Annotated in this window: 8 protein-coding genes and 1 pseudogene; 7 read left to right on the top strand and 2 right to left on the bottom strand. The window is 51.0% G+C overall.

The window, feature by feature from the left end; translation table 11 throughout:
* Positions 1 to 498: 498 nt before the first annotated feature.
* Positions 499 to 1,209, bottom strand: a complete 711-nt coding sequence (locus VB144_15665) for a hypothetical protein (GenBank protein ID MEA4885064.1) — start codon at positions 1,207 to 1,209, stop codon at positions 499 to 501.
* 8 nt (positions 1,210 to 1,217) lie between these two features.
* Positions 1,218 to 1,601 carry a helix-turn-helix transcriptional regulator gene (locus tag VB144_15660; GenBank protein MEA4885063.1) on the bottom strand — a complete coding sequence of 128 codons (384 nt, stop codon included), beginning with the start codon at positions 1,599 to 1,601 and terminating at the stop codon, positions 1,218 to 1,220.
* Positions 1,602 to 1,834: 233 nt separating this feature from the next.
* On the opposite strand from VB144_15660, the gene VB144_15655 reads away from it, so the two are divergent.
* The 7 genes and pseudogenes from VB144_15655 to VB144_15625 all read left to right on the top strand — a co-directional run bounded on the left by VB144_15655 (position 1,835) and on the right by VB144_15625 (position 12,683).
* Positions 1,835 to 2,035, top strand: coding sequence for a helix-turn-helix transcriptional regulator (locus tag VB144_15655; GenBank protein ID MEA4885062.1), 201 nt, complete (start codon positions 1,835 to 1,837; stop codon positions 2,033 to 2,035).
* A 37-nt stretch (positions 2,036 to 2,072) separates the two neighbouring features.
* A complete protein-coding gene (locus tag VB144_15650) occupies positions 2,073 to 4,949 on the top strand; it encodes an SNF2-related protein (protein ID MEA4885061.1) in 2,877 nt (958 codons plus the stop codon).
* A 14-nt stretch (positions 4,950 to 4,963) separates the two neighbouring features.
* Entirely contained in the window at positions 4,964 to 6,715 is a 1,752-nt protein-coding gene (locus tag VB144_15645) for a site-specific DNA-methyltransferase (GenBank protein MEA4885060.1), read from the top strand.
* Positions 6,705 to 9,554, top strand: a complete 2,850-nt coding sequence (locus tag VB144_15640) for a DEAD/DEAH box helicase family protein (protein ID MEA4885059.1) — start codon at positions 6,705 to 6,707, stop codon at positions 9,552 to 9,554. Before VB144_15645 ends, VB144_15640 begins: the two co-directional genes overlap by 11 nt.
* 35 nt (positions 9,555 to 9,589) lie before the next feature.
* A complete protein-coding gene (tcmP, locus tag VB144_15635; protein MEA4885058.1) occupies positions 9,590 to 10,837 on the top strand; it encodes a three-Cys-motif partner protein TcmP in 1,248 nt (415 codons plus the stop codon).
* Positions 10,825 to 11,583, top strand: a complete 759-nt coding sequence (locus tag VB144_15630; protein ID MEA4885057.1) for a radical SAM protein — start codon at positions 10,825 to 10,827, stop codon at positions 11,581 to 11,583. The genes tcmP and VB144_15630 overlap by 13 nt, the downstream gene beginning before the upstream one ends.
* Positions 11,584 to 11,843: 260 nt before the next feature.
* A pseudogene (locus tag VB144_15625) lies at positions 11,844 to 12,683 on the top strand (N-6 DNA methylase).
* Positions 12,684 to 12,692 lie beyond the last annotated feature (9 nt).

Raw genomic sequence — 12,692 nt, 5'->3', positions numbered from 1 at the left:
GTATCTCCCTGCTCCAATCCCCTCTGCAGCTTCAAGCTCAATGAGCCTTTGAGTCAGGAGCTGCGCGCCGTCCCTCAGGAAATCCGCGTCCTCGTCCATTCCCATCTGGCGGAGAATGTCCAGCAGTGATACATTTCTCTTGGCAGCTGCCATTGTGGTTACCCCCTCGGACTGTATTTGCATTACACCCGAAGAGAACCACATGGCGGCTGTCCCGTCGATAACCTAGGATCCTTCCGCCGAATTTACACCACTACCCAAGACATTAACCGAACTTTCCCACACTGCGGGCATTTTAGCGTGACCTCGACTTCTTCTTTGGGTAGGCGGGATATGTCAAATGCGCGGCGGCTGCAGTTGGGGCATTTCATTTTTTTCTTTTCCATCGTAATAGCTCCTCCACTTAACAAACAATAACGCTACTTAGCTATTTAGCGAAGTCATACGGTAAAAAAATTCGGTCATGTCGAGCAAAACCCGTGAACGAGGTGCCCACCTTCAGGAGATGAGCAGCCCCAGTTCGTCGAGCCTTATGCCTGCAGATTCTTTAGATACCACATAGAATTCCGCCAGCTTCTCGATGATCCATCTGCGTGCAGGGATGTACCGCCGTACCACACTCGGCTCATTTCTGCTTTCCGCTTCAAATCGCTCCACCATCGTGCCGAAGGTCTGCACCGGCATAAGGATGCGCGGGGCAACGTTCACGGCCTGCCATTCCATCCACATCTCGTCCGTCCATTCACCTTGCTTGGATTCGTCGAGCTTTGCGGTGGGGCATTTATAGACCCTGGATGCGCGCTTGTCGAGCACGGATTGCAGGATGTGGTAGTAGCGGTGTTTCCACCAATGAAATCCCTCGTGAGCGAAGGTATTGCGTTGGCAGCCAATATTACGCTGATTAAGCGTATCGGGGTCGATTATCATCGTTCCCCAGCGTACCTTGACTTCCTTATACTCCTCGGTTTCAGGGAGATAAATTTCTACCATGCCGCTCGTGAAACACATTTGACCGTAGACGCTTAAGTCCTCGGTCAGGTGCCACTCCCGGATGCGGAGCCCCATCTTTTTCGTAACGATATCACGGATAGGCACTGGCATGGGGCTCTCCAGGGCCTTTGGGTAAAATATAGCGAGGAATTCCGTAGCCACGTCGTCAAAGTCGGCCTTTGAATAGTGCGGTACAAGGTCATTGGTGATATCGTTCATAGGCAGGCTTACTCCTTATCATCCATGTCTTCCACAACCTTCTTCCAAAAGTCATCTCCGAGGTTTTTGCTGTTAGCGCGGCGCAGGGCGATGCGGACATGCGGAAGATTGGCATCCATAATGTATTCGGGGAGATCAGGTGCGGCTTCTGCCCGCTCGCGTCCTGCATAGTCCAGCAGTTCCGTGCGTTCCGTTTCATCTAAGTGTAAGACTTCCGCTATCTTTTCGAGGAGTTTCATTTCAGGCGGGTTGCGCCTTCCTTTAATGATATCCGAGAGGTACGTAGCGGTGACACCCATTGCATAGGCGATGTCCTTCAACATGATATCCGTGCCGCCTGCTCCTCTGCCGCGGCGTTTCTGGTCAATGTATTGACCGAATTCACCAGCCATAATCGTGCTCCTTTCTAATCGTCAATCAGCTACTTCGCTGAATAGCTTATTTGCATTATATCCGCTGCGATCCTGCTTGTCAATAGGTTATATACATAAACCCGTGTGCCAGTGCCGGGGCAGGATTGCGTTACGAAATCGAAGCATAAATCTTGCAATCTCCGTTCTTGCTATTGCAATCAAAGCACATATACACTATAATTAACACATAGTGCGGCGAAAGGAGTGATTGAATGGCTATCAGCTATAAGAAACTGTGGAAACTCCTGATCGACAGGGATTTGAAAAAGAAAGACCTGCGTCAGATGGCAGGTATAAGCGCCTCATCAATCACGAAGCTCGGAAAGGACGAGAACGTGAACACTGAAATATTGCAACGGATATGCAAGGCGCTTGACTGCGACATCTCCGACATAATGGAGATGCGTCCATGATGTGAGCAAATATGTAAATCGTATGGAGGAAAACAGGGTGACTAATTACACACCGCACCAAAAACGGTACTTCGCCGAACAACTAACACTATCGCGCCCCGCGCGTGAAATAGAAGCCCTCGCCTCATCTATGTCAGGCGTTAGGGTAGACCTGAACCCACACCAAGTAGAGGCGGCTCTTTTCGCTTTGCGCTCGCCTATCTCCAACGGCGCATTGCTCGCCGACGAGGTCGGGCTTGGCAAGACGATAGAGGCGGGTCTCGTCCTTGCACAGTTTTGGGCTGAACGCAAACAGCGAATCCTGCTGATCCTGCCCGCGTCCCTCCGTATCCAGTGGAAGACGGAACTGGAGGAGAAGTTCAGCATCCCCTGCGTCATCATTGAACGCCCGAAACGTCGCAGAGGCGCACCACCTCCGGCAAACCCTTTCCTACAAGCCACCCACGATAAGAAAGTGGCGATTTGCTCCTATGAGTTTGCCGCCGCAAGCAGGGACTGCATATCAAGCATCCTTTGGGATTTGGTAATCATCGACGAAGCACACCGGCTTCGCAACATATATAAGAAGACTGGCAACGCCCGCGCCAGGAGCATCAAGCAGGCTTTGGGTGGCAGAAAGAAGCTGCTGCTGACGGCTACACCGCTCCAAAACAACCTCAAAGAGATGTACGGCTTGGCCACTATCATCGACGAGCATATTTTCGGAGATGCCGCTGTGTTTGCGGCAACGCCGATACCTGACCTTCGCTTACGGCTTCGGAACTTTTGCGTTCGCACTCTGCGCCGAGACGTGTCCGAAACAGGCTACATCAAGTTCACCCGCAGACAGGTTATTACCCGCCCCTATACGCCGGGAGACACAGAGCAGCAACTCTACGACCGCATGTCGGAATACTTGCAACGTGATCATATTCGCGCTTTGCCGGATAACGGGCGCCAGCTTGTCACAATGGTTATCCGTAAACTTCTCGCCTCGTCATCGGCAGCGATTTCCAAGACCCTGCAATCGCTGATTAACAAGCTGGAAGCGTTACGGGAAGGCTACGACGATAATTTGGAAGCCGATCTCTCCGAAGACTTTGAAGCCTATGGCGAATACAGCGAAGAGTACAATGACGAGGATGAGACTGACGACGAAGCCTTTAATGCGGGCAGACAGCGTGACAGGCAGGAAATCATAAGGGAACAGGAACTGCTGCGGAGCATTAAAGCTCTTGCGGACAGCATCAGCCATGATGCCAAAGGCGACGATCTCCTGACTGCACTTCAAGCTGGCTTTACGCTTGCCGAGGAAAGCGTTATGCAGGTAGATGGCAAGAAGGGCGCCCGCAAAGCCGTCATCTTCACCGAAAGTACCCGTACCCAGCAATATGTGCTTGGGCTATTGAATGAGGGTGGGTACGAGGGGCAAGTCGTTCTTTTAAATGGCTCCAATAACGATGAAATATCCAAGCGCATATATGCTGAATGGAAAGAGCGTCATAAGGATGATGGATTGATAACCCCGTCCAAAGCCGCCAACATGAAAGCGGCCATCGTGGAGGAGTTCCGCGACCGTGCTACCATCCTTATCGGGACGGAAGCCGCTGCCGAAGGTATCAACCTGCAGTTCTGTAATATGGTCGTAAACTACGACCTGCCGTGGAATCCCCAGCGCGTGGAGCAGCGCATCGGTCGATGCCATCGGTACGGGCAGAGATATGATGTGGTTGTGGTCAACTTTGTGAACCAGAACAATGCCGCCGACAGGCGTGTATATGAACTGCTTGAAAGCAAGTTCAGGCTGTTTGAAGGCGTGTTCGGATCATCCGATGAGGTGTTGGGTGCGTTGGAGCGCGGCATTGACTTTGAGCGAGCCGTTTACGACATTGTGCAGAATTGCCGTGGAGAGGAAACGATAAACAGGGCGTTTGATGCTTTGCAACAGCAGTACGCCGATATCATCGAAGAGCAGAGAGCTCAGACCATTCAGCAGGTTATGGAGTTCTTTGACGAAGACGTTACTGCCAAACTGCGAGACTGCGAAACCAGAACCCGCGCCAGCCTTGCCCAGTTTGACCGCTGGAAGTATGACCTCTTTGCCGCCCATGGCGCGACACGGGTCAATGACAGGGATTGGACTTTCGACTATCAGGGCAAGCGCTACATACCGTCCTGGGAGAACGCCAAGGCAGGCGACGCAGGCGTGTTCCTTGAATCGGAATCACCGATATACACAGAATTGCGTGATGCAGCTGCTGCCCTTGCCACACCGACAGTACGGATACGCTTCAATCATTCCACCCTGCCATTGGCGGAACAGAGAGGATTCTTTAGGAATGGCAACGCCGGGCTTACCGGTGCCGTATCGGTAGACAAGCTGACCTATAATTACGGTAAGGAAAACGAAAAGGAAGAGCACCTCCTTATCAGCGTGGTCACAGACAGCGGCGTGGAAATTGACGACGACTTATTTGGGCAGATGATGGAAATACCCGCAGAGGTTATTGGCACAGCTGCTGCGCCTGATGACCGTCTCGATGAGCGCAAAGCGATACTGCAAGCTCGTAAGTGCGCCGAGATTGACGAAGCCAATAAAGAAAGCCTGGTTCTGCGGTTGGGTGAGCTGGAGGCTTGGCGTAATGACTGCGAGGATGCTCTCAGCCGTGAGATAAATGACCTGCGGAGCCAAATCAAGCTGAAACAAGGTCAGATGACCGCTAACGTCGGTTCGCTCACGTTCCAGCAGATTGTTGACTTGCAGGAAGAGATAAATAAACTGAACGAGGTTATTGTGCAGAAACAGCGGCAAATGTTGAAAAGCAAAGACGAAATAAAGAAGAGCGCCGCTGACCTGCAAGCCGAAGCCATACGCCAGTTAAACGGCAAGGCAACGCTCGAAAGCATAATGACATTCTCGTTCGAGATAGCATAGGGAGGAAACACACGATGCAAAAACTTGAGTTAACTTGGATTGGCAAGGGACAGGAGCCCGCCGTGGAACCGCGCATTCTGCTACACGACGCGAGCCATGATTATGGCGATCCCAACGCCACCAATATGCTCATCCATGGGGATAATCTCCTTGCGCTGAAAGCCCTGGAGCAGGAGTTCTCCGGACGGGTAAAATGTATATATATCGATCCTCCTTATAACACTGGTGAGGCATTCGCCGAGTACGACGATAATCTTGAACACTCAATCTGGCTAAAGCTGATGTATAGTCGTTTGGCTTTGTTACGGCAACTCCTTGCTGATGACGGAGTTATTTTCGTTCAGCTTAACGATGAGGAGATGAACTATTGCAAGGTGATGATGGATGAGATTTTCGGTAGAAGTAATTTCATAAATCTTGTTGCCTTGAAAACTAAAAATACGGCCGGTGCAAGTGGTGGCGGCGAGGATAAAAGGCTGAAGAAAAACGTCGAGTTTATCCTCATTTATGCAAAAAGCTATGATCTGTTCCATCCGTTTCAAAATGTCTATAGCGAAGAAGATCTTTTTGAACTCATAGAGGATATGCAAAGCCAAGGCAAGAGTTGGAAATATACAAGCATTCTGCTGGATGTTGGGGAGCAAGTTGATGAGCGCATTGTCTTGGACGGCAGTGGAGACGAGATATTGGTGCAAAAATTCAAAGGTGTAAAACGAACCACGACAAACCGTTTAGTTCGCGACGGAATGTCTGAGCAAGAAGCCTACGCTACATACTTCGACCAAATTTTCTCAGACACCAACGCACAGACAAGCATCAGGACTCGTATTATCGACGAGTTCAAGCAACTGGCCGATGATGAGGCTTTGATTGCCTCTTACATTCCCAAAACTGGCAGAGATAAAGGCAAGCGGGTATACCACCACTACATCAGCCCCACAATCAGGCGTGTTATTTGGTTAAAGGATACAGCTGAAAAGGCGACGGACGGTCGTATCATAAAGAAGGAAAAGCTGGGGACTTATTGGGAAGGTTTCAACTGGAACAATGTCAACAAAGAGGGCGGTGTCGTCTTTACCGGAGGCAAGAAACCGGAAGCACTTATTCAACGCATAATCGAGATGGCAAGCGACTCCGGCGACATCGTCCTTGATTCCTTCCTCGGAAGTGGAACAACAGCAGCTACTGCCCACAAACTCGGAAGGCAATATATTGGGGTTGAGCTGGGTGACCACTGTTACACCCATTGCCTTCCGCGTTTGAAATCTGTTGTTGATGGAGACCAGACGGGCATATCTCCTACGATTGGCTGGCAAGGCGGTGGTGGGTTCAAGTTCTATGAACTTGCGCCGACGCTGATTATAAAGGACGAGAACGGTTTTGAGATTATCTCCGACCAGTACGACGCGACGATGCTCGCCGCCGCTGTTGCTAAGCTGTGCGGCTATCGATTTGCGCCCCGTGAGGGTAACCCGTATATCCACGGCGTGAACAACGTAGGCGGATTCATCTTCGTGACCACGCAGTACATCACCGCACCGCTGCTCGGAGAAATTGCGAAGCACTTCTCCGATATGCAATCGCTGGTCATCTGCGCTTCGGCGTTCCAAGTCGGGATCAAGAACAATTTTCCGAACATCAAACTCCGTAAAATTCCGCAGTCGGTGCTATCCAAATGCGAGTATGGCGCGGAGAATTATAACCTGAACGTTGTGGAACTGCCCGACTTTGAGGAGACGGAGGAGGACTTTGAAGATGCCGAGTGAACGTAAACTTGATCTGATAAAAGACCTTAACGTAAGCATGTCACTGCGCAAACCGCAACAGGAAGCCCTCAGCGTATTCGCGGAAATCCTTGACCTGTTAAAATGGGAAAAAGTACCCTGGGTGGCGCAGGCGGAGCGCAACCCGCAGAAGGAAGAAGAACGCGTATACTCACCGGAGCAGATAACTGAGATCGATAGGCAGCACCCCATAGCGTTGGCGGCGCAGCTTGACTGCGTCCGCGAGAAGTTCCTCACCGTGACCAGCTTCGAGCGGGAGTTCCCATCTATCTGCTTTGCTCTTGCCACAGGCGTGGGTAAAACCCGTCTGATGGCAGCGATTATGGCATACCTTCATCGTGTAAAAAAGGTGAACAACTTTTTTGTCGTTGCGCCGAACCGAACGATTTATGAAAAACTTAAGAGAGATTTTAGCCAGCAATACCCTGAGAAGTATGTCTTTTCGGGGCTGTATGATTTTGTTGCGCAGCCGTATTTAATCGACGGTGACAACTTTAATAGTTTCAACCCCTCGCAGCTTCGAATGACATCATCTGAAATCTCAAATATCAACATCCATATATTCAACATCGCCAAGCTTACCCACGGGCGAGGCGTAGAAGCAGAAATGGCACGGGTTATGCGCTTGCATGAGGTTTTGGGGCAATCATATTTCAATTTCCTGCGTTCCTTGCCTGACCTGTGCGTAATGATGGATGAGAGTCACCACTATCATGCCGAGCAGGGCTTCGGGGTTATCAATGACCTCAACCCAATGATAGGCGTCGAGTTCACGGCGACGCCGCAGATACAGACCGGTAGGGGCAAGGTGGACTTTAAAAATGTGGTCTATGAGTATTCCCTTGCCCATGCTCTTAAAGATAAGATGTACGTCAAAGAACCCGTCGTATGGACGCGGCGCGACTTTGACTCGAGCCAATATACCGACGACCAGCTTGACCGAGAGAAGTTGATAGACGGCATCAAACTGCACATCGACACCAAGGCCAAACTGGATGTATACGCCCGCAACTACGGCAAGCCTTTTGTGAAACCGTTTGTGCTGGTCGTGGCTAAGGACATCGCACATTCGAAGCAGATACGCGATCTTTTGACCTCAGCCGAGTTTTATGACGGCTACTACGCAGATAAGGTTCTGGAAATCAACTCAAAGCAAGGCAAGGTGGAAAGTGACGAAAACACCGAACTCCTTCTTAGCCTTGAAAGCCCGGATAATAGGATCGAAATCGTGATCCACGTTGACAAGCTGAAAGAAGGATGGGATGTCAAGAACCTCTATACCATTGTGCCGCTCCGCGCATCCGCGTCAGAAACGCTCACGGAGCAGACCATCGGGAGAGGTCTCCGCTTGCCCTACGGCGAGCGCACTGGTGTGGATGAGGTTGACCACCTTTCCATCGTTAGCCACGATAAGTTTAAAGCTATCGTAGACCTTGCAAACGACCCGAACTCCCTCGTGCGGAAGATCTACTACATCGACCCGTCCCTTATTCCCGATGTGGGTAGTGCGGAAACGGAGCCCGTGGAGATTAAGCCGACTTACGAGGTGCAGGTGTCGTCTGAGAGCTTCACCCACGAGATTTCCAGCATATTCAGCAACGATCTGCCTGAAGAGACTCGAACCGGCGTGGCTTCGTTTGTTGCGGAAAAGGCGGCTCTATACGTCGTGGATATGTCCCGCAGGGTTTCCTCTTTCACGGATGTGCGAACCGACACGCAGACAAGAGAAATCATCACCAAGCAGATTGTCCGGGAGGTGCAGACCCACTTCCCCGAAGTAGAGATAAACAAAGAGGAAATCCGCAAAGCGGCCGAAAGCGCGATTGAATATTGTGTGGAGGCTCTGACAGGGACGATCATTCCGATTCCCGAACTGGTCATCAACCCGCAGAGCGTTTCCGTGTACCGCTTTGACGACTTCGACCTCAATACCCGCAATATGAATCTGCGCCCGGCCGACGATACCATTATCGGGCGGGAACTCTCCGAAGGCGGGAGGCTGATTGAGTTTGAGGGCGATGACATCGAGTTACTCAGGAAGCCCGCCGATAGCCCTGAGAATGAAGTGGCGAAGTATATCATCGTCAAGGACAATATCGACTATACCAAATGTGGCAAGCTGATCTTCTCTCTTATCGCTCAGGCTAAAAAGCACTTTTTATCGTACTTGAATGCCGAAGACACCGAAAAAGTGATGCGGCAGCAGGCGCGAACGATTGCCGATTTCATTTACGCCCAAATGAATGAGCATTTCCACGAGAGCGATGTGGCGTACTCAGCGACAGAAATACGGCCTTTCTCTCGTATTGAAGGGAGCTTTGGCAGCAAGATCAAAGCCGACGACATCTACGCCTATACCGTCACCGTTCGTGCGGGCGAGGTTCGGCAAAAGGTGTTCAAAGGCTTCACCAAGGCTTGTCATACCCTCTACAAGTTTGACAGCCTGCCCGAACTTGAATTTGCTCGCGTGTTGGAACAGGATGGCGACGTACTGAAATGGCTGCGCCCGGCACCCAGGCAGTTCAATATCTACTGGGGAAAGCAACGCCAGAACTATGAGCCGGACTTCATCGTGGAGACCGCCGAACGTATTTATATGTGCGAGGTTAAGGCGTTCAATGAGATCGCTACGCCCGAAGTCCAGGAAAAAGGACGCGCTGGATCTGAATATTGCCGCACGGTCAGCGAATGGAACGCCAACAACGGCGGTAAACCATGGGAATATGCGATTGTCGCCGATAGAAGCATTCAAGCGAATTCCAGCTTCCGATACCTCATTGACACACGCTCGCCGCTTGAAATCTTACTTGACGAGCAATGACATAGCCGTGTAAACGCACTACGGAGGAAATGTGCATGCCCAAAGACAATAGTCGCTTCTTCGAGAAAAAGAAGATTTGGTCAGAAGTCAAGGATGAGCTTTTCGGTTGCTACCTGGTTCCGTATTTCAATAAGATTCTGTCTATAGGCAATCCCGTTCTTTATGTGGACTGCTTCGCGGGTAAAGGTATGTTCGACGACGGCAAGCCCGGCTCTCCGCTCACGGCTCTCCAGAGTCTGGACAGCAGCCTCGCGGTTTGCCGTGGTCGGATACCGGCTGTTGATATGAAGTTTATAGAGCTCAACCATTACCAAGACCTCGAAGGAAACATCCCAAGCCAGCACCGAAGCCGATGTGAGGTTATTGGCGGCAAGTTTGAGGACAACATAAAACCCCTGCTTCAAAAGGCGATGTCCTCAAACCGATCACTTAATGTGTTCCTCTACGTCGATCCTTACGGCGTAAAGGTTCTTAATGCCACGCTGTTGGATTCATTGGCGGTAGCATTCAGCACTGCTGAGTTGCTGATAAACCTAAACTCTTTCGGCTTCATTCGCGAGGCTTGCAGGGTCAAGAAGGTTGTGTTCCGTGAGCGGGAAGACGAGATATTCAGTGATCTTGAGGAATATGACAGTTCCGTGCTTGATTCGTTTCAGGAACTGAATGACATCGCGGGCGGCGACTATTGGCAGGCAATTGTTGATGCTTACAGCACGGGGAAAATAGACTGTTATGCTGCCGAAAAGGAATTCTCGCTACGATACAAGGAGCGTCTGCGGCGGAACTATACATATGTTTTGGATATGCCGATCAGCTTGAAACCCGGCCAGCACCCGAAGTATCGGATGGTTCACGCGACGAATCACCCTGATGGCTGCACCCTGATGGCGGACAATATTGCCAAGCGTACTGACCGGCTGGTTATTGAGATTCAGAGCGACGGGCAGCTCAGCCTTATACCTCAAACAGCAGAAAACGTGATGGTCAGCGATGATATGCTTATGGATAGAGTCAAGGCCCTTCTCGAAAACACTACAGGTTTTACTCGGCTGAACAAGTTCTTAGCGGACTTTTACAACGAGTACGGAGTCCTTTGCGACTTATCTCGCTTGAGCAGCGGTCGGAATGGCTCTGTCCTAAAGTCGCTTGAAAAAATCGGATACATAGATGTTCAGCGGACGCCTGCGGTTACCGATAACGGCAAGCCAACTAAATTTTGGCAGGAGGGCAAGGGAAATACCCTCTTACTGCGGAAAAGGAGTCAACGATTATGGACACCATAACGCGGAAGACTATGCTCTACAAAACAGGCGTGGAATATGGGGATTACACTATGAACCACGTGTCAGGGTGTTCCCACGGATGTTTATACCCTTGTTATGCTTTTCTGATGGCTAAGAGATTCGGAAAAGCAGCAACGTATGAGGAATGGTGCAAGCCTAAACTTGTCAGCAACACCCTTGAAATCCTCGAACGTGAAATCCCGAAGTTGAAAACGAAGATCGAATCCGTCCAACTGTGCTTCACTACCGACCCTTTTATGTATGGATATGACGAGGTCGGAGCGATGAGCATGGCAGCGATCAAGAAATTGAATGCGGCGGGTATTCGCTGTACCGTTCTCACAAAAGGTCTACTGCCTATCGAGTTAGCGGAGCAGTCTGACAAAAATGAATATGGCATTACCCTTATTTCGCTTGATGAAGATTTCCGCAGGCGTATTGAGCCTGGTGCGGCGTCATATGCAGAAAGAATCGGCGCCCTGAAAGTCCTTAGCGACCGTGGCTGTAAAACGTGGGTGAGCATTGAGCCGTACCCTACTCCTAACCTCATACAGCAAGACCTGATGGCGGTTCTGAACGCCGTTTCGTTTACGAATCGGATTATATTCGGGAGAACAAATTACAGCAAGGAAATTTCTGCATTCACAAAACACCGAGCTTTCTACAATGAGCAAGCCGAAATAGTAGTTCAGTTCTGCAAAGATCGCGGTATTGCTTACCACATTAAGAACGGCACGTTGACGTAAAAGCGAAGACCTTATAAGTTTGCCTATACCTTATAAGTTTGCCTCGGAAGCCTGCAAGGGGGTGTGCATTTCCGATGATAACTACAGCGATAGCAAGGCGGAAAGTCCCGCCGACAATGGGCTTTAGACAGACAAAAAGGCTCTCGCGGGGGTGCTCGATCCTGCAAAAGCCCTTATATCAAGCGGTTTCGCGCCCCTTTGCCACAACGCAGAGAGGTAATGCTTCCGCGCCCGATTGTATCAAAGACGGCAATTTCATAGATCCCACCGTGGGCTCCGGGGGCTTTCTGATTCAGTCGCACCAGTACGTTGAGGAGCAGGGTCAAGACCCTAACGACCTGGCCCTCTTCGGCCAGGACTCCAACGGCACTGTGTGGTCGATCTGCATTATGAACATGATCCTCCACAACATCACCCGCTCCACCATTGAGAATGGGGATACGCTAGCAAACCCGCTGATCCTAGATAATGGGCAGGTGCGCAAGTTCGACCGTGTGCTTGCCAATCCGCCGTTCTCCCAGAACTACAGCCGTGCCAATATGAGATTCCCCAACCGTTTCCGTGAATGGACCCCTGAAACGGGCAAGAAGGCCGACCTGATGTTTGTGCAACACATGCTGGCCAGCCTGAAACCTCGCGGTCACATGGCCACGATCATGCCGCACGGTGTGCTCTTCCGCGGTGGCAAGGAGAAGCTCATCCGAGAGATCCTGATCAACGACGATGTGATTGAGGCCATCATCAGCCTGCCGCCTGGCCTGTTCTATGGCACAGGCATCCCCGCCTGCGTGCTTGTGTGCAACAAGAACAAGCCCGATGCTCTTCGTGACAAGGTGCTGTTCATCAACGCGGATCGGGAATACGCCGAGGGCAAGGCCCAGAATAGGCTTCGCCCCGAGGATATCGAGAAGATCGACTTCGTATTCACACATAAGCGGGAGATTCCCAAGTACAGTCGCCTAGTTAGCAAGACTGAGATTGTGGACGACCACGATTACAACCTGAACATCCGCCGCTATGTGGACAATACCCCCGATGCAGAACCCGAGGACGTGCAGGCGCACCTGGTCGGAGGCATCCCCGAAGCAGAGGTTGCCGCAATGTACTCT

The sequence above is a fragment of the Clostridia bacterium genome, assembly GCA_034926675.1.
Taxonomy (GTDB): Bacteria; Bacillota; DTU025; order DTU025; family DTU025; genus JAYFQW01.
The sequence above is the reverse complement of the archived record's forward strand: the minus strand, read 5'-3'. Positions and strand labels throughout refer to the sequence as shown.